Raw genomic sequence first — 25676 nt, 5'->3', positions numbered from 1 at the left:
AAGGTGCCCGCCGATGGCCTTGTTCGAGAGCATGCTGCTCCTCTGCCTGCTGGCCATCGCCTTGCTGCCGCTCTCGCGGAAGCTTTCCCTGCCCTATCCGACCGTGCTCGCCGCGGCCGGTCTGGCCGTCGCGGCGATGCCGTGGTCGCCCGAGATCGCGATCGACCCGCAACTGGCGCTGGTGCTCTTCATCGCCCCGGCACTGCTCGATGCCGCCTACGACATGCCGCTGCGCACCCTGCGCCGGTTCTGGCTCCCGACGGTGTCGCTGGCCGCCGTGGCGGTGATCCTCACGGCGCTGGCGGTGGCCTGGCTCGGCGTGGCGTGGAAAGGCATGCCGTGGGCCGTCGCGCTGGCGCTCGGCGCGATCGTGGCGCCGCCCGACGCGGCGGCCGCCGCGGCCATGCTTTCCCGTCTGCACTTGCCCCGGCGCACGGTGCAGGTGCTTACCGCCGAGAGCCTCCTCAACGATGCCGTGGCCCTCCTGTTGTTCGGGGCGGCCGTCGCCGCGGGCATGTCGGACAGGGGCTTCGCGGAGACGCTGCCGGTCATGGCGCTGGCCATCCCGGGCGGACTGGTGCTCGGCTTCCTGCTGGGGCGCATCTACGTCGTGTTCGCGCCGCGGCTCAGCGGCACGCTCGGTGCGACGCTGTTCGAATTCACGGCGACGTTCGGCGTCTGGGTCGTGGCCGAGGAACTCCATGCGTCGCCGATCCTGGCCGTCGTCGCGTACGCGATGGTCGTCGCGCACCACCTCCCGTCGAAGCAGCCGCCGCGCGACCGCGTCCACTCGTACTCCGTATGGGCGGCGATCGTCTTCTTTGGGAACGTCGTCGCGTTCCTCCTGCTCGGGCTGCAGGCCCGCACGATCGTGGGGAAGATGCACGGCGCCGAGCTCTCCCAGGCGCTCGTCTTCGCCGGCACGGCTCTCGCGGTGGTGATCGCGGTCCGCGTGGCCTGGGTGATGCTCTACAACCGGGTGCTCAACCTCGCCTGGCCACGCCGTCGTGACAATCCCACGCTGAAGCAGGGTGTGGTCGCATCCTGGTGCGGCATGCGCGGACTGGTCACCCTCGCGACCGCGCTCGCCCTGCCCGCGCAGTTCCCGTCACGCGACCTCATCGTCCTCACGGCCCTGACCGTGGTCGTGGGAACCCTCGTGTTCCAGGGCAGCACTCTCGCCTTGCTCGTCCGTTGGATGCGCTTCGGCCCCGACCAGTCGTTCGACGAGGAACTCGCGCGCGCACGCCTGGCGCTGCTGGACACCGCGGAGGAAGCGCTCGGCGACGACCGATCGGAGGCCGCAGAACACCTGCGCACCTCGTACACGGATGCGCGCGACGCCATCGCGTCCGGAAGCCTTCCCCAGGCCGAACAACGCATCTTCGCGCTGAAACGCGAGGGCATCGAAGCGCGACGCGAGAAGCTGCATGCCATGCGGCGCGCGGGTGAGATCGAGGACGACGTGTTCCACGCCATCGAGAACGAACTCGACTGGGCCCAGCTGGCCGCGACATCGCCTGAGGAACTGGAGATCGTGGAGGGCTGAAGGAATCGCTCCTGTCCGGACGTTCAGCGCGTCGTTGCCGGCGCCGGCACCGTCGCCTTCTGCCCCACCGGCTTGCCATGCGGGTCGAGCAGGTGGCCCTGGGCGTCGCGATCGTTGGCGTTCGCGTCCTGCACGCGGTTCGTCACGCCGGTGCTTCCGGGGACGACCGGCGCCATGCCGCGTTCGGTCGCACCGGCGTCCGAGGCCGGCTGCACGGGGACGGCGGCAGGGTTCGGTTGCGTTGGTGACGGCGCGGCCGCGGGGTTGCGCGGCTTGGCCGCCGGATTGGCGGCGGCCGGCGCGGTGGGCGTCGTTTGCGCGATCGCCGTCGACGCGGCGGCGAGGGTCAGGAGCGAGGCGAGGATGCGCAGGCGCATGGCGACTCCGGATGCGCCGCGACGGCGACGCTTGCCGCACCGAACGTACGCGCGATCATGTGAAGCGGCTGCCTCCCTGCTAGTCTCCCGCGACGACCTCACGGAGACATCCCCATGCTTCTCGCCCTGGCTCTCGCTCTCGCCGGCGACACGTTCGACGGCCGCGTGCAGGCAGCGAAGGCGCTGGAGGAAGGCGCCGCCGGCAAGGCCTGGCAGAGCTCCCTCTGGGACCGCATCGGCGATCCCGCAACGGACGCGCTGAAGGACTGCATCGCGAGCAACGCGCCGGCCGACAAGCGCGCCTTCACACTGGTGGCCGACGTCGACGCGACGGGCCGCAGCAGCGGCGTCGAAGTGCGCCCGGCGACGCCCGTCGCACGCTGCTTCGCCGGGCAGTTCGCCACCTGGACCCTGCCGGCGCCTCCGAAGGCACCGGCACCGTATCCCGTCGAAATCGACGTGACGATGGATCGTTAGTTCAGCTCATCCGGGTGGGGGCCCATCCGGTTGCCGGCATCCAGTTCGTCGATCGCCCGCATGTCGTCGGCGGTCAGTTCGAACCCGAACACGTCGATGTTCGACGCGATGCGCGACGGCGTGGCCGATTTCGGGATCACCATGAAGCCGGATTGCACATGCCAGCGCAGCACCACCTGCGCCGCCGACTTGCCGAGGCGCTCGCCGATCCGCACGAGCACCGGATGCTTCAGCAGGTCCCCGCCCTGGCCCAGCGGGCTCCAGGATTCGGTGACGATGCCATGTTTGCGGTGCGCCGCCACCAGCTCGCGCTGCGCGAAGTCCGGGTGCAGTTCGATCTGGTTGACGACGGGGACGACACCCGATTCGCCGATCAGCCGCTCCAGGTGCGCGGGCAGGAAATTCGACACGCCTACCGAGCGGATGCGGCCTTCCTCGCGCAGTTTCAGGAACGCCTTCCAGGTGTCCATGTAGCGGTCGCGCCGGGGCGTGGGCCAGTGGATCAGGTACATGTCGACGTAGTCGGTGCCGAGCTTCTTCAGGCTCTCGTCGAAGGCACGCAGCGTGCTGTCGTAGCCCTGCTCGGCGTTCCACAGCTTCGTGGTCAGGAAGATGTCGTCGCGCGCCACGCCGGAGCGCTCGATACCCTGGCGCACGCCTTTCTCGTTGCCGTAGATGGCCGCCGTATCGATCGACCGGTAACCGGCCCCGAGCGCCGCCTCGACGGCCTTCGCGGTCTCGTCGTCGGGAATCTGGAAGACGCCGAAGCCGAGCTGGGGTGCCTGGTGGCCGTCGTTGAGGGTGATGAGCGGAACCGTGTTCGCCATGCCTTGCTCTCCTTTACGAAGGTGCTTCGCCCGCCATGATGACGGACGACCTGGCATGCGCGGCGTGACGGAATCTGGTCAGTCGCCCCGTGCCGCGTAATGCGTCTCGACGTAGTGGTCGAGGATCGCGACGAACTCGTCGGCGATGTTGTCGCCGCGGAGCGTCATCGCCTTCTCGCCATCGATGAACACCGGCGCCGAGGGCGCCTCGCCGTTACCCGGCAGCGAGATGCCGATGTTCGCGTGGCGCGACTCACCGGGGCCGTTGACCACGCACCCCATGACCGCGAGCGTCATGTTCTCCACGCCGTCGTATTTCACGCGCCACAGCGGCATATTCTCGCGCACATGACCCTGCACCGTCTTCGCCAGTTCCTGGAAGAACTCGCTGGTGGTGCGTCCACATCCCGGGCATGCCGTGACCAGTGGAGTGAACGCGCGCAGGCCCATCGTCTGCAGCAGTTCCTGCGCGACGATCACCTCCGCGGTGCGCGACTGGCCCGGTTCCGGCGTGAGCGAGATGCGGATGGTGTCGCCGATGCCCTCCTGCAGCAGCACGGCGAGCGCGGCGCTGGAGGCCGTGATGCCCTTGGAGCCCATGCCGGCCTCGGTGAGGCCGAGGTGCAGCGCGTAGTCGCCGCGGCGAGCGAGGTCGCGATAGACCGCGATCAGTTCCTGCACGCCCGACACCTTGCAGGAGAGGATGATGCGGTCCTTCGCCAGGCCCAGGTCTTCCGCCCGCGCGGCGGAATCGAGCGCCGAGCGGATGAGAGCCTCGCGGGCCACGTGGCCGGCGTCCCACGGATCGGCGCGACGCGAGTTCTCGTCCATGAGGGTCGCGACCATCGACTGGTCGAGCGAGCCCCAGTTCGCGCCGATGCGCACCGGCTTGTCGTAGCGGATCGCCATCTCGATGATCGAGGCGAACTGGGCGTCCTTCTTCTTGCCGAAGCCGACATTGCCCGGATTGATGCGGTACTTCGCCAGCGCCTCGGCGCAGGCCGGCTCGCCTTCGAGCAACTGGTGGCCGTTGTAATGGAAATCGCCGATCAGCGGCACGGACACGCCCATCATTTCCAGGCGTTCGCGGATACGCGGTACCGCCGCGGCGGCGGCGGGCGTATTCACCGTGATGCGGACCATCTCGGAACCGGCGCGCGCCAGTTCCGCGACCTGCTTCGCCGTCGACACCGGATCTTCGGTGTCGGTGTTGGTCATCGACTGGACGACGATCGGCGCGCCACCACCGACCTTCACGCGGTCGATCGTGACGCCCGTGCTGGGCCGGCGGGCGCCGGCTTCCGCGGGGCGGGGGCGGCTGGTGAGGTGTTCGGTCATAGCCGCCGATTTTAGCGCATCGGCGCCTGGTTGGCCGGATCCCGCACCCCGGTCCCGCGTTCACATGGGATGCCGATACACTCCGCGACATGAACGTCCGTCAACGCTCCATGGGTTTCTCCAGCCGCCTGTTCGCCGAGCAGGCGCTGAGCCGCAGCGCGGGCGCGCCGCTGATCGGCGGCAACGCGGTCGAGTTGCTGATCGACGCGCGCGCGCATTTCGACGCGTGGCTGGCGGCCATCGCGGGTGCGCGCCGCCATGTGTTCCTCGAGAACTACATCATCCGCGACGACGCGGTCGGCAAGGCGTTCCTCTACGCGCTGGTCGAGCGCGCGAAGGCCGGCGTCTTCGTGGCGGTCATCGCCGACTGGGCCGGTTGTCTCGGGCAGTCGCGCTCCGCCTTCTGGCAGCCCTTGCGCGACGCCGGCGGGCAGGTCCGCATCTACAACCCGCCGCGGCTCGGCAGTTCGTTCGGCTGGGTGAGCCGCGATCATCGCAAGGTACTGGTGGTGGACGGCGAGACCGGGTTCCTCTCGGGCGTCTGCATCAGCGAAAAATGGCTGGGCGATCCCAGCCGCGACGTGCCGCCGTGGCGCGACACCGGCGTGATGCTGCGAGGTCCCGCGGTCGCGGAAATCGAGCACGCGTTCGCCGACAGCTGGCGCGAAACCGGCGACGCCCTGCCCGACGACGAGCGGATCCGGCCGCTGGCGACCATGGCGGACGCGGGCAACGTGTCGCTGCGCCTCATCGCGACGCAGCCGAGCACGGCGGGCATGTACCGGCTCGACCAGATGGTGGCCGCGATGGCGCGCAAGACGCTCTGGCTCACCGACGCCTATTTCGTCGGCGTGGCGCCCTACGTCCAGGCGCTTTCCGCCGCCGCGCGCGATGGCGTCGACGTGCGGCTGCTCGTGCCGGGCACCAGCGACATCCCGATGGTCGCCAGCATGTCGCGATCCGGCTACCGCCCCCTGCTGAAGGCGGGCATCCGCGTGTTCGAGTGGAACGGCTCGATGCTGCACGCGAAGACCGCCGTCGCGGACGGCCGCTGGGCGCGCGTCGGCTCGTCCAATCTCAACATCGCCAGCTGGCTGAGCAACCGCGAGATCGACGTCGCGATCGAGGATGCCGGTTTCGCGCGCCAGCTCGAGGAGCGCTACGAGACGGATCTGGAGAACGCCACGGAGATCCTGCTGCGCGGCCGCCGCCGTCGCTCCGGCAACGAGCGCATGCGCAGCCGTTCGCCTCGCCCGCCCCGCCCGCATCGCGCCGGCGGCAGCTCGAGCCGGGCGGCCGCCGGCGCCCTGCGCATCGCCAACACGGTGGGTGCCGCGATCACCCAGCACCGCGTGCTGGGCGACACGGAGACAGGGCCGTTGCTCGCTGGCGCGGCGACGGCGCTCGTGCTGACGACGATCGCCATCCTCTGGCCCGCCGTCATCGCATGGCCGCTGGCGCTCATCGGCGCATGGTTCACCGTGAACCTGGCGGTGAGCTGGTGGACGCTGCGCAGGAAGCGAAGGGAATCGGCCGAGGATGTGCCTTCGTGACGTTCAGGACGCGCGCGGCCCGGTAGGAGCGCGCCCTGCGCGCGACATCTTTTCGGACCGGCGCTCACGGCTGGCGCGCCAGCTCCCGGGCATCGCCTCAGAACATGTCGCGCGCAGGGCGCGCTCCTACCGGGTGCGTGGCTTGAAGTGCAGCGGTTGCGCCTCGGTGCGCGGCTGTACCGGGCCGCAGCTGTTGCACGATCCGCAGCCGTCGCCGCAGCTTCCCGTGGCGGTGGCGGGTTGCAGGCGGCGACCGAAGGCGCGCACCCATGCGGCTCGACCGTCGCGATTCAGGCTCGCCGACATCCGGGCCATCCAGCGTGCCGACGTCTTCGGCAACAGCTTGCGAAACGCCGTGAACGCGCTGGCGGCGACGACGGCGCCGATGATCGCGCCCTGGACCAGTTCGAACGTGCTCATGAAAGCGCCCTCGCGATCTGATACGTGGCGAACGACGCGAGGTAGGCCAGGCCGAAGAGGTAACCGGCGGCCACGGCGACGTTACGCCAGGAATTGGTTTCGCGGCGGATCACCGCCAGCGTGGACATGCATTGCGGCGCGAACACGTACCACGCCAGCAGGGACAGCGCGGTCGCGAGCGACCACTCGTTGGCGATCAGCGGCCCGAGTTGCGAAGCGACGGAGTCGTCGCTGCCGGACATCGCATAGACCGTTCCCAGCGCCGCCACCGCCACTTCGCGGGCGGCGAGACCCGGCACCAGCGCGATGCAGATCTGCCAGTTGAAGCCGATGGGAGCGAAGATCACCTCGAGCATGCGGCCGAGCCGGCCGGCGATGCTGTAGTCGATGGCAGGCTGCGTCGCGCCTTCCGGCGGCCCCGGGAAGCTCGACAGGAACCACAGCAGCACGGTGAGCGCGAGGATGATGCCGCCGACACGCTTGAGGAAGATCAGCGCGCGTTCCCACAGGCCCAGCGCGATGTCGCGCACGTTGGGCAGGCGGTACGAGGGCAGCTCCATGATCAGCGCATGCTCGCTCTTGTCCTTGCGCAGCCGTTTCATGACGAACGCCACGCCCAGCGCGCTGAAGATACCCGCGAAGTACAGCGTGAACAACACGATGCCCTGCAGGTTGAACACGCCCCACACGGCGCGATCCGGAATGAACGCCGCGATCAGCAGCGTGTAGACCGGCAGGCGCGCGGAACAGGTCATCAGCGGCGCGACCAGGATCGTGGTCAGGCGGTCGCGCGGGTCCTGGATGCTGCGCGTGGCCATGATGCCGGGAATGGCGCAGGCGAAGCTCGACAGCAGCGGGATGAACGCCCGGCCCGTCAGTCCGACGCGGAACATCAGGCGGTCGAGCAGGAACGCGGCGCGCGGCAGGTAGCCCGATTCCTCGAGCACGAGGATGAAGAGGAAAAGGATGAGGATCTGCGGCAGGAATACCAGCACCGCGCCCAGGCCGGCGAACAGGCCGTCGTTGAGCAGGCTGTGCAGCGCGCTGCCTTCCGGCAGGAACCCCGTGACGAAAGTACCGAGCGCGGCGATACCGCCCTCGATGCCGTCCATGATCGGCTGCGCCCAGGAGAACACCGCCTGGAAGATGAAGAACATGAGCGTGGCGAGGATCGCCAGACCGAACACGGGATGCAGCACCCAGCGGTCGATCGCGTCGTCGATCGCCACGGTGTCGCGCGACATCGTCACCGTGTCGGCGAGGATCGAGCGGACCTCCGCGTGCAGCTGCTCGACGCCGGCGACGTCGATGGCCGCGGGCACGATGTCGGGCACGCTCGCGTCGATGCGCTCGATCAGCGCCTTCGCTCCGCCGCGCTTCACGGCGACCGTCTCGACGACCGGCACGCCGAGGCGCCGCGACAGCGCCGCGACGTCGATGGCGATGCCGCGCCGACGCGCGGCGTCCATCATGTTGAGCGCGAGCACGACCGGACGGCCGAGTCGGCGCACCTCGAGCACGAAGCGCAGGTGCAGGCGCAGGTTCGTGGCGTCGGCCACGCAGACGATGAGGTCCGGCGCGGCTTCGCCCGGGTAGCGTCCGTGGCAGACGTCGCGCGTGATCGCTTCGTCGGGACTCGTCGCGTCGAAGCTGTACGCGCCGGGAAGATCCAGAATGTGAAGCATGCGGCCGGACGGCGCGACGAAGCGGCCCTCCTTGCGCTCGACGGTGACGCCGGCGTAGTTGGCCACTTTCTGGCGACCGCCGGTGAGCTGGTTGAACAGCGCGGTCTTGCCGCAGTTCGGGTTGCCCACCAATGCGATACGCAGGGCGGCGGCGCTCACGCGGCGTTCTCCACCGACACGTCCACGCGGGCCGCCTCGCTCTTGCGCAGGGCGAAACGGGTCGACCCGATCTGGATCAGCAGCGGATCGCCGCCCAGCGGGCCGCGCGCGACGAGTCGCACCGGCTCGCCCGCGACGAAGCCGAGATCGCGCAGGCGCTGCGCGATCGGATCGGCGGGATGGGCATCGCTGACGGACTGGACCACGGCATTGGCACCTTTCGGCGCGTCGGAGAGGCGCACTGGGCTTACTCAAATAAGAACTGTTCGCATTATATGCCTTCGGGCGTGTGCCTGCATCCCGACGGACGCCGCACCCACACCTTCCCGAGCATGGACCGGCGAAACGTCGCGGACCTTTCAGCGTTTATGATCGGTGGCCGTGAATCCGGAGCGTTGCGCATGCCTGCCGTCGAGCTGATCCCCAAGGGCCACGTCGCCCATCTGGTCATGAACCGCCCCGAGGTGCACAACGCCTTCGACGATGGGCTGATCGCCGACCTGACGGACGCCATCGACACGGTCGAGCGCGATCCGGCCATCCGCGCGGTGGTGCTGACCGGGACGGGCGCGAGCTTTTCCGCCGGTGCCGACCTGCGCTGGATGCGCGGCATGGCCGCGGCGTCGGAGGCGGACAACCGGGAGGATTCGCTGCGGCTGGCCCGGCTCATGCGCCGCCTGCAATTTCTTGCGAAGCCGACCGTCGCGCGCGTCAACGGCGCGGCGTTCGGCGGTGGCGTGGGACTCGTGGCGTGCTGCGACATCGCCATCGCGACCGACGGCGCGAAGTTCGCGCTGTCCGAGGTGAAGCTCGGCCTGGTGCCGGCCGTAATCTCCCCCTATGTGGTCGCGGCCATCGGACTGCGCCAGGCGCGGCGGCTGTTCCTCACGGGCGAGATCTTCACCGCGCCGGCGGCGCTGGCCATGGGGCTCGTCCACGAAACCGTCCCGGCCGACGAGCTGGACGCCGCCGTCGAGCGCGTCCTGGGCCTGCTCACGAAGGGTGGACCGGTCGCGCAGGCCGAGGCCAAGCGCCTGGCGCTCGGGATGGGCGGCATGGATGCCGCGGCGATGGAAGCCACCGATGCCACGAACGCCGCCCTGATCGCGAAGCTCCGCGTCTCGCCCGAAGGCCAGGACGGTCTCACCGCCTTCCTGGAAAAGACCCAGCCCTCGTGGCTCGGCTGATGCGCGAAGGGCGCTTGCCACAGTACCTTGGCTCGCTCCGCCGTTGGGCGCTCACGGCGCTCTTCCTGATCGCCCTTCCCGCCCAGGCCCAGACCCTGCCCCAGCGCATCGACGCCCACATCGCGGCGCCGCGCTTCGCCTCGGCGTCCTGGGGCATTTCGGTCGTCTCGCTCGACGATGGCCGCACGGTGTACGCGCACGACGACGGGCGCCTGCTGCTGCCGGCCTCCACCGCGAAGCTGTACACCGCCGCCTTCGCGCTCGACGCGCTGGGCCCGGACTACCGCACCCACACCGACGTGCTCGCGGGCGGCGAGATACGAAAGGGGCGGCTGCATGGCCCTCTGGTCCTGCGCGGCCGCGGCGACCCGACGCTGTCGGGCGACGGCTGGGCCGACCGCCTCGCCACCGAGCTCGCCGCGACGGGCCTGCGCCGGATCGATGGCGGCGTGGTGGGGGACGACACCGCCTTCGCCGGCCCTCCCATCGGCGCCGGATGGGAAGCCTCCGATCTGCAGACCGCCTACGGCGCGGAAGCCGGTGCGCTGACGATCGACGAAAACACGCTCACCGTCACCGTGCCGGGGAATGGCGTTCCCCGCGTCGTCCCGGAGGACGCCGCCGTCGCGATCGACGTCACGGGCACCGCGGACGGCCCGTCGTCGATGTACCGGGCACCCGGCAGCGCCACCGTCTTCGTGCCTGCCCCGGGCGCCGCGTGCGGAAGCGACGAGGTGTGCGCGACGCGACGCGGCCGTCTGTCGATGCCCGATTCGGCCCTGACGGCGGCCCGCCGCCTGCGGCAGGCGCTTGTCACGCATGGCATCCGCGTGGACGGTGAAGCGCGCAGCGTGCGCTGGCCGGTGGGCTCCCCGGGCGGCGCCGTGCTCGCCAGCGTCCCGTCACCACCCCTGCTGGAGATCCTGCGGGCGGGACTGAAGCGCTCCCAGAACCTCTACCTGCAGAGCGTCTTCCAGCTGACCGGCCTCGAGGCCGCCGGTCCGGGACCAGCCGAGGAACGCGCGGCCGGCGCCCTGCGGGCATGGCTCGCGGGCCGGGGCATCGGGCCGACCGCGGTCACCATGAACGAGGGCACGGGCCTGTCGCGTCACGACCTGACGACCGCGGCATCGCTGACGCGCGTGCTCGCCGACATGGCCTCATCGCCCCTGGCGGAACGCTGGAAGGCCTTGCTGCCCGTGGCCGGCGTCGATGGAACGCTCGCGACGCGCATGCGTGGCACCGCCGCCGAACGCAACGTCGTGGCGAAGACGGGCAGCATGAGCTTCGTCAACGCGCTCGCGGGGTACGTGACCACGAAAGGAGGCCAGCGGCTAGCCTTCGCGATCGTGCTGAACAACTATGCGCAGTCGCGCATGGCGACGCCGGCGCCCCCCGTGTCCGCGGAAGTCGACGCGATCGTGGTCATGCTGGCGGAGGAAGCGACGCGATTGTAGGAGCGAGCCCTGCGCGCGACATGTGTTGGGGCCGTGAGCCACAGGTCCCGGTACGCCTCGCGAAAAGATGTCGCGCGCAGGGCGCGCTCCTACGGACGGCATTCCCGTACGCGCAGAGCGAGATCCGCGTGGTGGGCGCGACGCCGGACGCCGAGCGGAATCCCCTGCAACTCCCGAAGTAGCACCCGCTGTAGGAGCGCGCCCTGCGCGCGACATGTGTTGGGGCCGTGAGCCACAGGTCCCGGTACGCGTCGCGAGAAGATCTCGCGCGCAGGGCGCGCTCCTACATGGCGCTGTCACCCCGCCAGAACGCCCGGAAGATCCTTCGCGATCTTCTCCGGCGTATCCGTCGGTGCATACCGGTCCACGACGTTGCCCTCGCGGTCGATCAGGAACTTGGTGAAGTTCCACTTGATGCCCTCGGTGCCGAGCAGGCCCTTCTTCTGGCTCTTCAGCCAACGATACAGCGGATGCGCGCCGTCACCGTTGACCTCGATCTTCGAGAACATGGGAAAGCTCACGTCGTACGTGAGGGAACAGAAGTCGCGGATCTCGGCTTCGTCACCCGGCTCCTGATGCCCGAACTGGTCGCACGGAAAGCCGAGTACCTCGAACCCCTGCTCGTGGAACGACTTCTGCAACGCCTCGAGCCCCTTGTACTGCGGCGTGAAGCCGCACTTCGAGGCCACGTTCACCACCAGCAACGCCTTGCCGCGGAACTCCGCGAGCGAGCGTTCGTTGCCGTCGATGTCGCGGGCGGAAAAATCGTAGATGCTTGCCATGGCGCGGCTTCCTTGAGGGCGGGACCGGGCAGAGTCTACGCCCGATTGGCGGCCCGCAGGCCCTCCTTCGGCTACCATGGGCCGTCTTATCGGCAATGAGCCATCGCCCGTGATCCGTTTCGCCGCCGCGTCGAAGTCCTATTCCGTGGACGGGACGCTCGTCCCCGCCCTGCATCCCGTCGACCTCGCCATCGAGGCCGGCGAGGTCTTCGGCATCATCGGTCATTCCGGTGCCGGCAAGTCGACGATGCTGCGCCTGATCAACCTGCTGGAACGCCCCACCTCCGGCCAGGTGTTCATCGATGGCCGCGACGTGACGCAGGCCCAGGGCGCGGACCTGCGCCGGCTGCGCTCGGGCATCGGCATGATCTTCCAGCACTTCAACCTGCTGTCGTCGCGCACCGTCGCCGACAACGTCGCGTTCCCGCTGCGCCTGCACGGCGACATGGACGAGACGGCCATCGCCGCGCGCGTCGACGAACTGCTCGACCTGGTCGGCCTGACCTCGCACGCCCGCAAGTACCCGGCGCAGCTGTCCGGTGGACAGAAGCAGCGCGTCGGCATCGCGCGCGCGCTGGCCAGCCAGCCGAAGATCCTCCTCTGCGACGAGGCGACCAGCGCGCTCGATCCGCAGACCACGGCGTCGGTGCTCGAATTGCTGGCGGACATCAACCGCCGCCTCGGACTGACCATCGTGCTCATCACGCACGAGATGGACGTGATCCGCCGCGTCTGCGATCGCGTGGCCGTGCTCGACGCCGGCCAGGTGGTCGAATCGGGTCCCGTCGCAGACGTGTTCCTCCATCCGCGGCACCCGACCACGCGCCGCTTCGTCGCGGAGGCGGACCACCGGGAGGGCCGTGGCCCCGAGTTCCCGGGCGTGACGGGGCGTCTGTTCCGCCTCTCCTTCCGCGGCGACGCGACCTACTCGCCGCTGCTGTCGCGCGTCGTGCGCGATACCGGCGTGGAATACAACCTGCTGTCCGGCCGGGTGGACCGGATCAAGGACGTGCCCTACGGGCAACTGACGCTCGCCATGAACGGCGAACGCCTGGAGGACGCGCTCGCGCAGATCCGCGCCGCCGACGTCGACATCGAGGAGGTGGCCCGATGAGCCCCATGCAGACCCTGTTCCCCAACATCGACTGGCCGGAGATCGCGCAGGCCTGCCTCGACACGCTGCTGATGCTCGGCGGCTCGCTGCTTTTCACGCTCGTGCTGGGCCTGCCGCTCGGCGTGTGGCTGTTCCTCACCGCGCGCGGCCAGCTGCATGCCAGGCCGAAGCTCTACGGCGTGCTTTCGCTCGTGGTGAACGTGCTCCGCTCGATCCCCTTCATCATCCTGATGATCCTGCTGATTCCGGTGACGCAGGCCATCACCGGCGTGAGCATCGGTATCCGCGGTGCGATCGTGCCGCTCGTGATAGGCGCGGCGCCCTTCTTCGCCCGCCTCGTCGAAACCGCGCTGCGCGAGGTCGACCGCGGCGTGATCGAGGCCAGCCAGGCCATGGGCGCCACGACGGCGCAGATCGTCACGCGGGTGCTCCTGCCCGAGTCGCGTCCCGGCCTGATCGCCGCCACGACCGTCACCGCGGTCGCACTCGTCGGCTACACCGCCATGGGCGGCATCGTCGGCGCCGGCGGCCTCGGCGCGCTCGCCTACCAGTACGGCTACAACGGCTACAAGCCCGACTACATGCTGGTGACGGTCGCGCTGCTGGTGGTGCTCGTCCAGATCCTCCAGTCCATCGGCGACCGCCTCGTGGGGCGCTACAGCCGGCGATGAGCGGTGGCGGGTGCCGTTTTGCATCCGGCGGTATGGACGTCTATGCTGTCGCACCGCAACAAGAGCGACGGTCCGCCGCCATGAAGAACTTCCTGCTTCCCCTCGCTACCGCCCTGGCCCTGCTCGTCGCGGGCTGCTCCGGTGGCGATGGCGGCGCCGATAACGGTGGCAACGGCGGCGCGAAGCTCAGCGTCGCCGCCACGCCCGTGCCGCACGCGGAGATCCTCAAGGAGATCAAGCCGCTGCTGGCGAAGGAAGGCGTGGACCTCGAGATCCGCGTGTTCACCGATTACGTGCAGCCGAACATGCAGGTCGCGCAGAAGCAGCTGGACGTCAACTTCTTCCAGACCGAGCCCTATCTCGACGCCTTCAACAAGGAGCGCGGCACGAACCTGGTGAAGGTCACGGGCGTGCACATCGAGCCCTTCGGAGCCTATTCGAAGAAGTACACCTCGATCGACCAGCTGCCCGACGGCGCCGACGTCGTGATCCCGAACGACCCGAGCAACAACAGCCGTGCCCTGCTCCTCCTGGCGAAGCACGGGCTGATCACGCTGAAGAACCCGAACGACCGGCTCGCCACGCTCAAGGACGTCGCCACCAATCCGAAGAACCTCAAGTTCCGCGAACTGGAAGCCGCGATGCTGCCGCGCGTGCTGGGCGAGGTGGACCTCGCGCTGATCAACACCAACTACGCCCTGGCGGCGAAGCTGAATCCCGTGAAGGATGCGCTGCTCATCGAGGACAAGGATTCGCCGTACGTGAATTTCCTCGTCTCCCGCCCGGACAACAAGGACGACCCGCGCGTGCAGAAGCTCGCGAAGGCGCTCACCTCGCCGGAGGTGAAGGCGTTCATCGAGAAGACCTACGGCGGCGCGGTACTCCCCGCCTTCTGATCGCGGCCCCTCCCCGTGGGAGCAAGCCTGGCCGCGACGCCGTTGGAGCCGGGAGCGACAGGCCCTGCCGCCTTATCGCGAAAAGCCGTCGCGGCCGGATCCGCTCCGCCGCCCGACCATGACCGGGGAGCGATCCTCAGGTCGGCGACGGCAGCCCGAACACCTTCCGCAGGTACGCCACGTAGTCGGGATCCTCGAAGCCCATCGCCTTTCCCGGTGAATCCGACAGCTTCGCCACCGGCTGGCCGTTGCAGCGGGTCATCTTGATCACGATGTTCAGCGGCGAGGGACCGACGTCGTTGGTGAGATTCGTGCCCACGCCGAACGACAGCTGGCAGCGGCCGGCGAAGTGTCGGTAGAGCTCCATCACGCGGGGGATGTCGAGGCCGTCGCTGAAGACCAGCGTCTTCGTGCGCGGATCCACGCGGTTCTTCTCGTAGTGCGCCAGCACGCGGTCGCCCCAGGTGAAGGGGTCGCCGGAATCGTGCCGCGCCCCATCGAAGAGCTTGCAGAAGTACATGTCGAAATCGCGCAGGAACGCGTCTAGCCCGTACACGTCGGACAGCGCGATGCCGAGGTCGCCGCGATATTCGCGTGCCCAGGCCTCGAGCGCCGCCGTCTGCGAGTCGCGCAGGCGCGGTCCCAGCGACTGAAACGCCTGCAGGTACTCGTGCGCCATGCTGCCGATGGGCACCAGCCCCTGCCGCTTCGCCAGCCAGACGTTGCTGGTGCCGGCGAGCTGCGGTCCGAGCTCCGCCCTGAGCGTCGCGAGCATTTCGTCATGCCAATCGCGGGAGAAGCGGCGGCGCGTGCCGTAGTCGGCGATGCGCACCCGCTCGTAACCGGGCGTGTCGCGCAGGAGCGCGATCTTGGCCTGCAGCCGACGGCGCCCTTCGTCGAGGTCGAGGCCCGGATACGTCGCGCGGAAGTAGAGCTCGTTGACGATCGCGAGCAGCGGCACCTCGAAGAGGATGGTGTGCAGCCAGGGCCCCGCGATCACGATCTCGATCTCGCCGTTGTCCTCAGCGCCCGGCTCGATGCGGACGTATTTCGGGTTGAGCTGGAACAGGCCGAGGAAGTCGACGAAATCGCTGTCGATGAAGCGCAGGCCGCGCAGGTAATCGAGTTCGTCGTCGTCGAAGCGCAACGAGCACAACGCGTCGACTTCCTCGCGGATGCGACCGATCAACGGCACGAGGTCGATGCCGGGGGTGCGACAGCGGAAGCGGTACTCCACTTCGGCCGCCGGATACTGATGCAGCACCACCTGCATCATGGTGAACTTGTAAAGGTCGGTATCCAGCAACGACGTGACGATCATGCCGTCGCGCCCGTCGCGGCGATCTGCCGGTTCACGGCGTCGACGAAGGCATCGGCTCCGGGCCACGACGTGATGCGTCCGAGCTTCTTCCCGCGGTGGAACACGAACCACGCGGGGATGCCGTGCAGGCCGAAGCGCGTCGCCATCTTCGGATCGTCGTAGACGTTGTCGTGCAGCCAGCGCACTTCCGGCCAGGCGAACCGCTCCGGTGTCAGCAGGATCTGGCGCTTCGCGATGTCGCAGTTCGGGCAATCGCGGCCCCACAGGAACAGGATCACGATGCGATCGTCGTCTCGCGCGAGTTCGGCGTCGAGTTCGCCGGTGGTCACGCGCTCCATGGGGAAGCGCTGGAAGAAGTCGGGGACGGAAGTGTCTGCCATGGGGAAATCCGTGCGTCGTGTCCGCTCCACATGGGGGCGTTGCGGGGATAATCCGAGGGCCGTCCCCCGCGATTCCCAAGGAACGTTCGTGCGCCTTCTCCTGGCTACCCTGCTACTCGTCATCGCTGGCGCCCCGCGCGCCGCCACGCTCACGATCGACACCGGCGCGGGCCCGCGCGCGCTTACGACGGAGCAGTTGCTGTCCCGGGCCGACGTGCGCGAGGTGCGGGTTCCGGACGATGTCTCGTACCACCGCGAGACGAGGTACCTCGCCGTGCCGCTCAAGGCGCTGCTGCCGGGTGTGGCGGCCGACGCCCACCTCCAGTTCGTGGCACTCGACGGCTTCGCGGCCGAGATCCCGGCGGAAGCGGTCGTCGACGGCCGCGGCGCCGAGGCCTGGCTGGCCGTGGAGCCGCCCGGCAAGCCCTGGCCCGCGCTGGGCGCAGGCAAGGCCGGCGCGGGTCCGTTCTACCTGGTCTGGACGAGCCCGGCGGCGGGCCACATCGGGCCCGAGCAGTGGCCGTACCAGGTGGCGACCATCCGGGTGCTCGCCGACCCCGCGTCGCGCTTCCCGGCGATGCGGCCCGCCGACGGTCTCGCCAGGGACGCCCCGGAGCGGCATGGGTTCACGGTGTTCCAGCGCAACTGCATCACGTGCCACACGCTCAACGGCCAGGGCGACGCGAAGCTGGGGCCGGACCTCAACCTCCCGCACAACCCGACCGAATACCTGCGGGCCGACATGCTGCGCACGCTGATCCGCAACCCGCAGGACCTGCGCCGCTGGCCGCAGTCGAAGATGCCCGGCTTCGATCGCGCCGTGTTGTCCGACGCCGATCTCGACGACCTCGTCGCGTACCTTAAGCACATGTCGATGCGAAAGGCCCCGCACTGAAGCCTGGCTGCTTCAGGCCAGCGTTTCGCCCTCGACCACCGCGTCGCCCGACGCCCGGTGGTACACCTCCAGATCGAGGATGCGCCGTTCGCGCGCGACCAGCACGGGCACGACCATCTGGCCGGTGACGTTGGTCATCGTGCGCATCATGTCGAGGATGCGGTCGATCGCCACGAGGTAACCGATGCCTTCGAGCGGCAGGCCCGCCGAACTCAGCACCAGCGTGACCATCACGGTGGCGGTGCCGGGCACGCCGGCGGTGCCGAACGAGCCGAGGACCGAGGCGAGCAGGATCACGAGGTATTGCGCCGGCTGCAGGTCGAGATGGAAATACTGCGCGATGAACACGGCGGAGATCGCCGGATAGATCGCGCCGCAGCCGTCCATCTTGATGCTGGCGCCCAGCGGCACGGCGAAGGCGGCGTACTCCTCCTTCACGCCGAGGTTGCGCACGACGGTGCGCAACGCGATCGGCATGGCGGCGAAGCTTGACGACGACGTGAAGGCCACCTGCATCGCCGGGAACGCGGCGCGGAAGAACTTCCACGGGTTGAGGCCGTGCGCCAGCAACAGGCCGCCATATACGACGACGATCTGCAATGCGCATGCAACGTACAACGCCCCGACGAAGCTGGCCAGGGGCAGCAGCTTCTCGAAACCGTAGCTGCCGACGAGCGCGGCGATCAGCCCGAAGGTGCCCAGCGGGGTGACTTCGAGCACGAAGCGCGTCACCTGGATCATCGCGTCGTTCGCCTCGCCGGCCAGCGCGCGCAGCTTCGCCGACTTCTCGCCGATCTTCACCAGCGCGAGGCCGAGCAACCCGGCGAAGAAGATCACCTGCAGGATCTTGCCTTCGGTCAGCGCGCGGAACGGATTGGCAGGCACGATGTCGAGCAGCACCTTGACGGGCTCCGGTACCGCCTTCGGCTTCCAGTCGAGCGGTGCCGAGAGACCTTCGACGCCCAGACCGGGCTGCGCGACGTGCGCCACGAGCAGGCCGACGAGCACGGCCAGCGTCGCGGTGGCCGCGAACCAGCCGAACGTGCGCGAACCCAGCGCGGCGACATCCTTGACCCCGTGGAGGCTGGACACGCTGTGCAGCACCGCGAAGAAGACCAGCGGCACCGCGATCATCTTGATCAGCGTGACGTAGAGCTGCCCGAGCGGGCCGAACCACGCCGCCGCGGCAGGCCCCAGGGCCCAGCCGGCGAGCGCGCCGAGCACGAAGCCGGCGGCCACGCGCTTCCAGAAACGGATGCGGAACCATGCGGTGAGAAGCGACATGACAGGGCTACCCATATAACGAACCCCGACACTACACCCGCGTATGGACGTCCGGACGCCCGAAATCGGACGCTGCGTTCGCCGGGACGAACGCTGGGGGCTTGCATCCCGCCTTGCCTACAGGGCGTCGCTCCGCGCCGCCAGCCGCTGGAGTTCCCTCGTCCGCTCGTCCGGTGGCCGCTTCGCCAGTTCGCGGACCCGCGCGTAGAAGGCGGGCCAACGCCCGCCGGTATCGGCGAAGATCGCGGCGAACGACGGCACCCACGTGTCGTAAAGACCGAACGGCAGCAGTCGCGCGTTGTTCAACGGCTTCGCCATCCAGCGGTCGTAGCGGCGGTCGCCCTTCGCCTCGGTCTCGCGCCAGACCAGATACTGCCCGCGGAACGCCTCGAAGGTCTCGGCCTTGGCGACGCGCTTCGCCTCGTCGGGACGATCCTCCGCGTAAAGCGTCCCGAGCCGCTCGCGCAGCGCGAGGATCTGTCGCGTGAACGACCGATCGAGCATGTCGCCGCGCTCGTCCGGCGGGGGAAGGTTCCGCGAACGCCGCCACTGACGCAGGCCTTCGCGCTCGACGAACGTGGCGAAGGATTCGTTGAACGACGAATCGTCTTTCACGTAGAGCTCCTGATGCGCGAGCTCGTGGAAGATCGTGCCAGCGAGCTCGTCATCGTCCCAGCGCATCATGCTGCTGAGGATCGGGTCGGCGAACCAGCCGAGCGTCGAATAGGCGGGCACCTCACCGATGGACACGTCGTGCCCCAGCGCCGACTCCCGCGCGGCTTCGCGCTGGGCGAGGTCGTGGCGGAAGTAGCCGCGATAGGCCACGCAGCCGGCGATCGGAAAGCAATGGGTGATGGGCGCGACGGACAGCTCCGGCGTCGCGAACACGTTCCACGCGACCCAGGGCCGGTCGAGCGCCACGTACCAGGTATAGCTGCGGTTGTCGGGCAGGGCCAGCCGCGTGGAGGCGAAGCGGCGGGCTTCGCTCGCGAGTTCGAGCCGCTCCCGCGTCTTCGCGGGCGTTTTCGGGTCGGCGACGACCTTCGCGATCGAGCGGCGCTCGGTCAGCAGCGCCGCCTGGCCGTGCGCGACGTGCGCGTAGTAGCCCAGCGAGCGGCAGCCGGCGAGCAGGACGATCAGGGTGGCGAGTGCGAGGCGCATCCGGCCTATTCTGCACGGGCCGACGGGCGTCGTGGGATGGTGTGTCGCGCGCTTCGTCGCGGACCTGCTCGGGCGCGGTCGCGACGACCGACCGCCTCGCCGTGGGCACCGGCGTGCGCCGGTGCGACGGTGAGGGGGTGTGAGCGCATGCGTGAATCCGGTCACCGTCACCGCGGTGCGACGTCAGGGGGTCTGAGCGCATGCATGAACCCGTCACCCCGGCGCACGCCGGGGTCCACGTCCTCGGTCCATGAGGGGGCGCCGCGCACCACGCGTTCGTGCGTGCGCGGCGTCGCGACGACCGACCGCTTCGCCGTGGGCACCGGCGTGCACCGGTGCGACGGTGAGGCGATCGGCGGGCCTGCCTCAGGCGATGTCGGATCGCTCCGGACGTCGCCCGCCCGTCATCGACTGCAGGACCCCGTCGCGGCGGATCAGGCCGTGCATCAACGCGGCACCCATGTGCGCCAGGAACGTCAGGAAGAACAGCCACGCCAGGTAGCGATGGGCTTCGCGCAGCCACGCGAACAGCAACGCATCCGCTGGCACGATCGGTGGCAGGCGCAGGCCGCCGCCCAGCGTCACCGGATAGTTACCGGCCGACAGCATGGCCCAGCCGATCAGCGGCAGTCCGATCATCAACGCGTACAGCAGCCAGTGCGACGCGTGCGCGGCCAGCTTCTGCCAGAGGGGCATGTCGGCCGGCAGCGGCGGCGCGGGATGCGTCAGGCGGAACCCGAGGCGGATCAGCGCGAGCACGAAGACCGCGATGCCCAGCGGCTTGTGGATCGACACCAGCCACAGGTACTTCGATTCGACGGACGTGACCATGCCGGCGCCGATGAAGAGCATCGACAGGATCATCGCGGCCATCAGCCAGTGCAGCAGTCGGGCGAACCCATGGAACGTATCGGCGCGGCTCATGGCTGGGCCTCCTTCGGACGGGCCGTGCCCGGGACGTGCGCTTCCTCGCTGGTGCGGCGCAGGTAGGAATCGGCGTAGGCCGCCGAACGCGCGGCAAGCAACGGATCGCCGGACACTTCGATGCCGCGCGGCAGGATGGTCGGATCGTAGTTCACGTCGCGGCACGGGCCATCGGCCTGCGCCTCGGCGGCGTCGATGACGAGCGTGCCGGCGTCCACGGTGCGGCGATCGTCCGGCCAGATCTTCGTCGCATCGTCGACCGGATCGCCGGGGTTGGCGAAGACCATCTGCAGATGCCAGCGCGCCGGACCCTGCCCCAGACGCTTCATCAGGTCGGCGGCCAGGTAGTCGGTGTCCCCGGCGGCGGCACCGCCGTCACCCTCCGGGCCCTTCTCCGGCACGAGCATCCAGCGCACGGCGTGGCGCTCGCCTTGCGCATCGCGCAGGTAGAACGCGTTGATGCTGCGGTAGGTCTCCGGTACGTAGCTCGCCGACGGCTTCGCCGTCTTGATCCAGTCCAGGAACGCCGCCGATTCCGGATGAGCCTTGAAGAAAGCGCCGGCCTTGGCGGGGTCCGGTTTTCCGGTGGAGGGATCCGGATGCGTCGCGACCGTGAGTTCGTAGAACGCCTTCGGATCGGACACCGGGAACACCGTCATGGCGTTCATGCCCGTCCGCCATTGTTCGCCATCGGCCAAGTCGAAGCGCAGTGCGAAGCTGCGGATGGGCGCGGAACTGTCCCCGGCATAGGGGTTTCCGCCGGGGATCGCGAGGCGTCCCACCACCGGCGTGTTGCCGGGCGCGAACACGGCTGCCGTCGAGTACTTCGCCAGCTCGCCGTTGGACTCGAAGCGCCCCGTCACGCAGATGCCCTTGGCATGGTTGCGCCGGAACCCGGGATAGTCGCCTCCGTTGGCCTGCAGCGCGTTGATGATCCGCTTCGGGGTCAGCCGCTCGGGCGCGAGCCAGCCGCCGACGTACCCGAAAACGGCAGCGGCGCCCACCACCGCGAGCCCTATCAGCGCCCATCGTCCTGCCGCGTGCGCCGGAGGGCGCGGGTCCTGCCGTTTCTCTGTCATCGTGTGCGTTCCTGGTTGCGTTGGCGTGTTCAGGGTGGGACGTACGTCAGGGACTTTTATTCCCGGACCGGGGAATATTTCTCCCGACCGGACGTCTAACGTCCATGAAAGCCCCGGCGAGAGGCCCGGCATGTCCGACCCGCGAATCGACGAAGCCCTTCGGACGATGCTGCCGCGCCTGCGGCGCTTCGCGCTGTGGCTCGCCCGTGACGTGCATGCCGCCGACGACCTAGTCCAGTCGACCGTCGAGCGCGCGCTTTCCCGCTGGCATACCCGGCGCGATGAGGAGAGCCTGCGCGGTTGGCTGTTCTCGATCTTGTACAGGTTGTTCCTCGACGGGAAGCGTCGCTCCGCCCGGCAGGCGCTGCTCCTGGGCTCGTTGCCCAGCGAGGAACCCACCTGGCCTTCCGCCGAGCGCGTCGCCCTGGCGCATTCCACGCTCGCCGCATTCGCCGCCCTGCCCGTCGAGCAGCGCAGCCTGCTGCTCTGGATCACGGTGGAAGGCATGAGTTACCGCGAGGTCGCGGACATCCTGAAGGTGCCGGTCGGCACCGTCATGTCGCGTCTCTCGCGCGCCCGGCGTGCCCTGCGCCAGCTTGGCGAAGGCGAATCCGAATCCCCGTCCCTGCGACTGCTGAAATGACGACCACGACGCCCCCGAGCGAACACGACATCCATGCCTACGTGGACGGGCACCTCGACAGCGCGCACCGCAGCGAGGTGGAACGCTACCTGGCCCGCCACCCCGAGCAGGCGGACGAGGTGCAGGGCTGGCGGAACGACGCGCAGCAACTGCGCACGCTGCTCGCAGGCGACCTGACGCCCGCGCCCGGGCTGGATCCGATCACGGTGCGCGAAACCGCGCGCCGGCGCCGCAGCGGCCGCCTGGCCCTGGCCGCGTCGCTGTTCCTGTGCCTGGCCGTCGGAAGCATGGCGGGCTGGACCGTCCGCGGGATCGGCACGGGCGACGCGCCGATGGCCGATGCCATGCAGGCCTATCGGCTGCTCGCGCTCGACCACGGTGTCGGCATGGACATCACGACGGGCAACGAGACCGACCTCCGCGCCTGGCTGGCGGGACGCGTCGGCTCCGACGTGCACCTGCCCGATCTGGCCGACGCCGGCTTCCGCCCCATCGGCGGCCGGCTGTTCGCCACCGAGCAGGGTCCCGCGGGCATGGTCCTCTACGACGACGGCAACGGCCACACGGTGAGCTTCTACGTGCGGCCGCCCGGCCCGGCCCGCCGCATGCTCCCCCGCGGATCGCGCGAGGAAAACGGCCTGCTCGCGAACTACTGGTCGAACGGCGGGCACAACTACGCCGTCGTCGCCTCGGCGAACGACGGCGGCCGCGGCGCGGCGGAGCGCGTGGTGCAACGCTCGATCTGAGCCTAGCGCTCGTGCAGCTCGCCCGCGTGCAGCTCGAGCGTGCGATCCATCCGGCCGGCGAGGCGCGAATCGTGCGTCACCAGCACGAAGCTGGTGCCGATCTCTCGATTGAGCTCGATCATCAGCTCGTACACGTGCGCCGCGTTGGCCTCGTCGAGGTTGCCGGTGGGCTCGTCGCCGAGCACGCACGCGGGCCGCGTGACGAGCGCGCGCGCCACGGCGCAACGCTGGCGCTCGCCGCCCGACATTTCGGCCGGGCGATGGCGCAGGCGCGAACCGAGCCCGACGCGCTCCAGCAACGCCGTGGCCTCCTTCTGTGCCTGAGCGATCGACACGCCGCGGATGAGCAGCGGCATGCAGACGTTCTCGAGCGCCGTGAACTCGGGAAGCAGGTGATGGAACTGGTAGATGAAGCCGAGCGAACGGTTGCGCTCGCGACCGCGTTCCGCGTCGGAGAGCTCCGAAAGCACCCGGCCGTTCACCTCGACCTTGCCGGCGCTGAGCGTGTCGAGCCCGCCGATGATGTGCAGCAGCGTCGACTTGCCGGTGCCGGAGGCGCCGACGATGGACATGGTTTCGCCGCGGCGCAGCGCGAAGTTCACGTTCGAGAGGACGCCCGTGCGCAGGTCGCCTTCCTCGTAGACCTTGGCGACGCCGGTGGCGCGCAGCACGATGTCGTCGTTCGGCTTATTCATAACGGAGCGCCTGGGCAGGCTGCGTGCGCGAGGCGCGCCACGCGGGATAGAGCGTCGCAAGCAGGGAGAACGCGAAGGTCGTCAGCACCACCCAGCCCACGTCGGACCAGAGCAGCTGGCTCGGCAGTTCGCTGATGTAGTAGACGTCCGGCGAGAGGAAGTTCTGGCCCGTCACGTGCTCGATCCACTTCACGATCGCCGGAAGGTTCAGCGACAGCACGGCGCCCAGCAGCACACCGAAGCCGATGCCGACGACGCCCACGAGCACGCCCTGCACCATGAACATTCCCATGATGCTGCGCGGTGTGGAACCCAGGGTGCGCAGGATCGCGATGTCGGCCTGCTTGTCGGTGACGAGCATCATGAGCATCGAGATGAGGTTGATCACGGCGACGAGGATGATGAGTGAGAGGATGATGAACATCACCTTCTTCTCCATCTCGATCGCGCGGAAGAAGTTGGCGTGGGTGTCCATCCACGTCTGGAAACTGTAGGTCTGCCCGAGTTCGTTGGCGAGCGTGCGCGCCACGGGATAGGCGTCGCGCATGTCGTCGAGCTTCAGTCGCACGCCGGTGGGGCCGTCGAGGCCGTTGAGGCGCTCGGCATCCTGCATCGACACGAGCGCGAGGTTGGCGTCGTACTCCTGCATGCCCAGTTCGAAGATGCCGCTGACCGTGAAGCTGCGCAGCTTCGGCACCGCGCCCATCGGCGTGGCCGTGAACTGCGGCACGACGACCGTGACCTTGTCGCCGACCGAAGCCCCCAGCGCAAGCGCCAGCTCGCGGCCCAGCACGATCTTCCAGCTGCGGTCGGTGAGGTCGGACATCTTCCCTTCGACCATGTGCCGGTCGATGTCCGACACGTTCGGCTCCATGGCCGGCAGCACGCCGCGAATCAACGCGCCGCTCGGACGCCGGGCCTGCAGGAAGGCCTGGATCTCGACGTACGGGGCCGCGCCGAGCACGTGCTCGGTATGTTCCGCCGTCGTCACCGCGTGCTGCCAGTTCTGCACGGTCTCGCCGATGCCGGACACCGTGATGTGCGAGACCGCCCCGAGGATGCGGTTGCGCAACTCGCTGTCGAAGCCGTTCATCACCGACATCACGGTGATGAGCGCCGTGACGCTGATCGCGATGCAGACGATCGATACCGTCGAAATGAACGAGATGAACTGGTTGCGGCGCTTCGCGCGCGTGTAGCGCAGTCCGATGAAGAGCTCTAGGGGTCTGAACATACCTGTCGACTTAACGCCTGTGATGAGGGCACCGCGCGAAAGGCAGGTACCGCGCGGCAGAGTGCCCGATGCGGCCAGCCGGGGCAAGCCGACCGGGAAACCGCCCGTCGTATGACAGCGAGGCCGCTATCCCGGTTCCGACGCGCCTTCACGCCAGCCGGGCCCGCAGCAGCCGCAGCTCCTCGGCGGGTGCGTTATCCGGCAGCAGGGCCACCTGCGCGGCCCCGCCGTCCCAGCGCAGATCCAGGAAGACGGCACGCCCGAAAACCCGCGCGTGCCGGAGCTCGGCCTCCCGCCCGGAACCCGCCGGGAGGGTGACGCTCCAGACACCGTCGGCGGCCCACGCCAGCGCCGTCACCGGCGGCCGGCGCCAGGCGGCCAGCTGCCGCCAGCCGACGAAGGCGATGCCGACGGACACGAAACATCGGAGAACCCCGGGCAATCCGGTGAAGAGCGGCGATACGGAAGCGAGAAAGACGATGCCGGCGCCGAGCCGCGTCAGCGCGACGGATGGCCGGTAGTCAAAGGCGATGCCTCGAACGGATGTCATCGATGATGCCCTGCCAGTCGTCGCGGGGCGCGCGGGCATGACCCATCACCCAATCCCAGAGATCGGGATCCTGCACGTCGAGCAGTTCATCGAATGCCAGCCGCGTGGGCTCGTCGGCGTCGGCGAAGCGCTCGTCCAGCCAGCCGCCGAAAAGGCGGTCGAGCTCGCGCGTGCCACGGCGGGTACGCCAGCGGAGTCGCTTGAGGCGGGCTTCGTCCATGGAAAGTCTCGGCGATAGGGGGAAGCGGAAGCGCTTATGTGGGAGCGCGCGC

General features: G+C 69.1%; 28 protein-coding genes. 11 read left to right on the top strand and 17 right to left on the bottom strand.

The genetic code is table 11. From position 1 onward, the window contains the following. Positions 1-13: 13 nt before the first annotated feature. The gene (locus tag J2X58_RS04230) at positions 14-1549 is read left to right on the top strand and encodes a sodium:proton antiporter (RefSeq protein WP_310046560.1); all 1536 of its coding nucleotides are present in this window, start codon (positions 14-16) and stop codon (positions 1547-1549) included. A 23-nt stretch (positions 1550-1572) separates the two neighbouring features. Here the strand turns inward: J2X58_RS04230 and J2X58_RS04225 are convergent, their stop codons facing one another. Continuing rightward, positions 1573-1926, bottom strand: a complete 354-nt coding sequence (locus tag J2X58_RS04225) for a hypothetical protein (RefSeq protein WP_310046558.1) — start codon at positions 1924-1926, stop codon at positions 1573-1575. A gap of 114 nt (positions 1927-2040) precedes the next feature. Between J2X58_RS04225 and J2X58_RS04220 the strand changes: the two genes are divergently transcribed. After that, on the top strand, positions 2041-2403 hold the full coding sequence (locus J2X58_RS04220; protein ID WP_090053704.1) for a peptidase C13: 363 nt from the start codon (positions 2041-2043) through the stop codon (positions 2401-2403). On the opposite strand, the gene J2X58_RS04215 is transcribed toward J2X58_RS04220, so the two are convergent. Together J2X58_RS04215 and ispG are read right to left on the bottom strand one after the other, a co-directional pair. Then, the gene (locus J2X58_RS04215; RefSeq protein WP_310046556.1) at positions 2400-3230 is read right to left on the bottom strand and encodes an aldo/keto reductase; all 831 of its coding nucleotides are present in this window, start codon (positions 3228-3230) and stop codon (positions 2400-2402) included. The genes J2X58_RS04220 and J2X58_RS04215 overlap by 4 nt on opposite strands. A 78-nt stretch (positions 3231-3308) precedes the next feature. Then, a complete protein-coding gene (gene ispG, locus J2X58_RS04210) occupies positions 3309-4568 on the bottom strand; it encodes a flavodoxin-dependent (E)-4-hydroxy-3-methylbut-2-enyl-diphosphate synthase (RefSeq protein ID WP_310046555.1) in 1260 nt (419 codons plus the stop codon). Between the two features lie 89 nt (positions 4569-4657). Here ispG and J2X58_RS04205 point away from each other — a divergent pair, with 89 nt between their 5' ends. Next, on the top strand, positions 4658-6121 hold the full coding sequence (locus tag J2X58_RS04205; RefSeq protein WP_310046554.1) for a phospholipase D-like domain-containing protein: 1464 nt from the start codon (positions 4658-4660) through the stop codon (positions 6119-6121). 126 nt (positions 6122-6247) lie between these two features. Here J2X58_RS04205 and J2X58_RS04200 read toward each other — a convergent pair whose 3' ends face one another. Genes J2X58_RS04200 through J2X58_RS04190 form a run of 3 tightly spaced genes read right to left on the bottom strand, consistent with a single transcriptional unit; the run spans position 6248 to position 8627 of the window. Next, positions 6248-6541 carry a DUF6587 family protein gene (locus J2X58_RS04200; protein WP_090181176.1) on the bottom strand — a complete coding sequence of 98 codons (294 nt, stop codon included), beginning with the start codon at positions 6539-6541 and terminating at the stop codon, positions 6248-6250. Further along, complete coding sequence (locus tag J2X58_RS04195) at positions 6538-8385, bottom strand: ferrous iron transporter B (protein WP_090053712.1); 1848 nt, start codon at positions 8383-8385, stop codon at positions 6538-6540. Before J2X58_RS04195 ends, J2X58_RS04200 begins: the two co-directional genes overlap by 4 nt. Then, complete coding sequence (locus tag J2X58_RS04190; RefSeq protein WP_090053713.1) at positions 8382-8627, bottom strand: FeoA family protein; 246 nt, start codon at positions 8625-8627, stop codon at positions 8382-8384. The genes J2X58_RS04195 and J2X58_RS04190 overlap by 4 nt, the downstream gene beginning before the upstream one ends. Positions 8628-8786: 159 nt before the next feature. On the opposite strand from J2X58_RS04190, the gene J2X58_RS04185 reads away from it, so the two are divergent. Continuing rightward, complete coding sequence (locus J2X58_RS04185; protein WP_310046553.1) at positions 8787-9572, top strand: enoyl-CoA hydratase-related protein; 786 nt, start codon at positions 8787-8789, stop codon at positions 9570-9572. 14 nt (positions 9573-9586) lie between these two features. Beyond that, on the top strand, positions 9587-11029 hold the full coding sequence (gene dacB, locus J2X58_RS04180) for a D-alanyl-D-alanine carboxypeptidase/D-alanyl-D-alanine-endopeptidase (RefSeq protein WP_310046551.1): 1443 nt from the start codon (positions 9587-9589) through the stop codon (positions 11027-11029). 296 nt (positions 11030-11325) lie between these two features. On the opposite strand, the gene J2X58_RS04175 is transcribed toward dacB, so the two are convergent. Then, the gene (locus J2X58_RS04175; protein ID WP_090053718.1) at positions 11326-11811 is read right to left on the bottom strand and encodes a glutathione peroxidase; all 486 of its coding nucleotides are present in this window, start codon (positions 11809-11811) and stop codon (positions 11326-11328) included. Positions 11812-11920: 109 nt separating this feature from the next. Here J2X58_RS04175 and J2X58_RS04170 point away from each other — a divergent pair, with 109 nt between their 5' ends. The 3 genes from J2X58_RS04170 to J2X58_RS04160 all read left to right on the top strand — a co-directional run bounded on the left by J2X58_RS04170 (position 11921) and on the right by J2X58_RS04160 (position 14492). Then, complete coding sequence (locus J2X58_RS04170; RefSeq protein WP_310046550.1) at positions 11921-12925, top strand: methionine ABC transporter ATP-binding protein; 1005 nt, start codon at positions 11921-11923, stop codon at positions 12923-12925. Beyond that, positions 12922-13596, top strand: a complete 675-nt coding sequence (locus J2X58_RS04165) for a methionine ABC transporter permease (protein ID WP_090053721.1) — start codon at positions 12922-12924, stop codon at positions 13594-13596. Before J2X58_RS04170 ends, J2X58_RS04165 begins: the two co-directional genes overlap by 4 nt. Positions 13597-13676: 80 nt before the next feature. Next, on the top strand, positions 13677-14492 hold the full coding sequence (locus J2X58_RS04160) for a MetQ/NlpA family ABC transporter substrate-binding protein (protein ID WP_310046548.1): 816 nt from the start codon (positions 13677-13679) through the stop codon (positions 14490-14492). Positions 14493-14628: 136 nt separating this feature from the next. On the opposite strand, the gene pncB is transcribed toward J2X58_RS04160, so the two are convergent. Together pncB and J2X58_RS04150 are read right to left on the bottom strand one after the other, a co-directional pair. Continuing rightward, positions 14629-15813 carry a nicotinate phosphoribosyltransferase gene (pncB, locus tag J2X58_RS04155; RefSeq protein ID WP_090053725.1) on the bottom strand — a complete coding sequence of 395 codons (1185 nt, stop codon included), beginning with the start codon at positions 15811-15813 and terminating at the stop codon, positions 14629-14631. Next, positions 15810-16193 (bottom strand): thioredoxin family protein, encoded by a 384-nt coding sequence (locus tag J2X58_RS04150; protein WP_090177023.1) that lies wholly within the window; start codon positions 16191-16193, stop codon positions 15810-15812. The genes pncB and J2X58_RS04150 overlap by 4 nt, the downstream gene beginning before the upstream one ends. Before the next feature lie 88 nt (positions 16194-16281). Here J2X58_RS04150 and J2X58_RS04145 point away from each other — a divergent pair, with 88 nt between their 5' ends. Continuing rightward, positions 16282-17088: a cytochrome c gene (locus J2X58_RS04145; protein WP_310046545.1), complete on the top strand. Its 807-nt coding sequence runs from the start codon at positions 16282-16284 to the stop codon at positions 17086-17088. A 12-nt stretch (positions 17089-17100) separates the two neighbouring features. Here the strand turns inward: J2X58_RS04145 and J2X58_RS04140 are convergent, their stop codons facing one another. The 4 genes from J2X58_RS04140 to J2X58_RS04125 all read right to left on the bottom strand — a co-directional run bounded on the left by J2X58_RS04140 (position 17101) and on the right by J2X58_RS04125 (position 21536). After that, positions 17101-18372 (bottom strand): dicarboxylate/amino acid:cation symporter, encoded by a 1272-nt coding sequence (locus J2X58_RS04140; RefSeq protein WP_310046543.1) that lies wholly within the window; start codon positions 18370-18372, stop codon positions 17101-17103. A gap of 117 nt (positions 18373-18489) precedes the next feature. Then, positions 18490-19533, bottom strand: coding sequence for an aminopeptidase (locus tag J2X58_RS04135; protein ID WP_310046542.1), 1044 nt, complete (start codon positions 19531-19533; stop codon positions 18490-18492). 366 nt (positions 19534-19899) lie between these two features. Beyond that, entirely contained in the window at positions 19900-20457 is a 558-nt protein-coding gene (locus J2X58_RS04130) for a cytochrome b (protein ID WP_090053731.1), read from the bottom strand. Continuing rightward, positions 20454-21536, bottom strand: coding sequence for a catalase family peroxidase (locus J2X58_RS04125; protein ID WP_310046538.1), 1083 nt, complete (start codon positions 21534-21536; stop codon positions 20454-20456). Before J2X58_RS04125 ends, J2X58_RS04130 begins: the two co-directional genes overlap by 4 nt. Before the next feature lie 130 nt (positions 21537-21666). Between J2X58_RS04125 and J2X58_RS04120 the strand changes: the two genes are divergently transcribed. Together J2X58_RS04120 and J2X58_RS04115 are read left to right on the top strand one after the other, a co-directional pair. Then, a complete protein-coding gene (locus J2X58_RS04120; protein WP_090053734.1) occupies positions 21667-22179 on the top strand; it encodes a sigma-70 family RNA polymerase sigma factor in 513 nt (170 codons plus the stop codon). Beyond that, positions 22176-22925: an anti-sigma factor gene (locus J2X58_RS04115; protein WP_310046537.1), complete on the top strand. Its 750-nt coding sequence runs from the start codon at positions 22176-22178 to the stop codon at positions 22923-22925. Before J2X58_RS04120 ends, J2X58_RS04115 begins: the two co-directional genes overlap by 4 nt. Positions 22926-22927: 2 nt before the next feature. Here the strand turns inward: J2X58_RS04115 and lolD are convergent, their stop codons facing one another. From lolD to J2X58_RS04095, 4 genes are all read right to left on the bottom strand, one after another. Further along, positions 22928-23620, bottom strand: a complete 693-nt coding sequence (lolD, locus tag J2X58_RS04110; RefSeq protein WP_090053737.1) for a lipoprotein-releasing ABC transporter ATP-binding protein LolD — start codon at positions 23618-23620, stop codon at positions 22928-22930. Next, entirely contained in the window at positions 23613-24854 is a 1242-nt protein-coding gene (locus J2X58_RS04105; RefSeq protein WP_310046535.1) for a lipoprotein-releasing ABC transporter permease subunit, read from the bottom strand. The genes lolD and J2X58_RS04105 overlap by 8 nt, the downstream gene beginning before the upstream one ends. 148 nt (positions 24855-25002) lie before the next feature. Further along, on the bottom strand, positions 25003-25404 hold the full coding sequence (locus J2X58_RS04100; protein ID WP_310046534.1) for a hypothetical protein: 402 nt from the start codon (positions 25402-25404) through the stop codon (positions 25003-25005). Beyond that, on the bottom strand, positions 25376-25624 hold the full coding sequence (locus J2X58_RS04095) for a succinate dehydrogenase assembly factor 2 (protein WP_090053742.1): 249 nt from the start codon (positions 25622-25624) through the stop codon (positions 25376-25378). The genes J2X58_RS04100 and J2X58_RS04095 overlap by 29 nt, the downstream gene beginning before the upstream one ends. Between the last annotated feature and the right edge of the window lie 52 nt (positions 25625-25676).

Origin of the sequence: Luteibacter sp. 3190, assembly GCF_031456385.1 — a bacterium.
Classification (GTDB): Bacteria; Pseudomonadota; Gammaproteobacteria; order Xanthomonadales; family Rhodanobacteraceae; genus Luteibacter.
The sequence above is the reverse complement of the archived record's forward strand: the minus strand, read 5'-3'. Positions and strand labels throughout refer to the sequence as shown.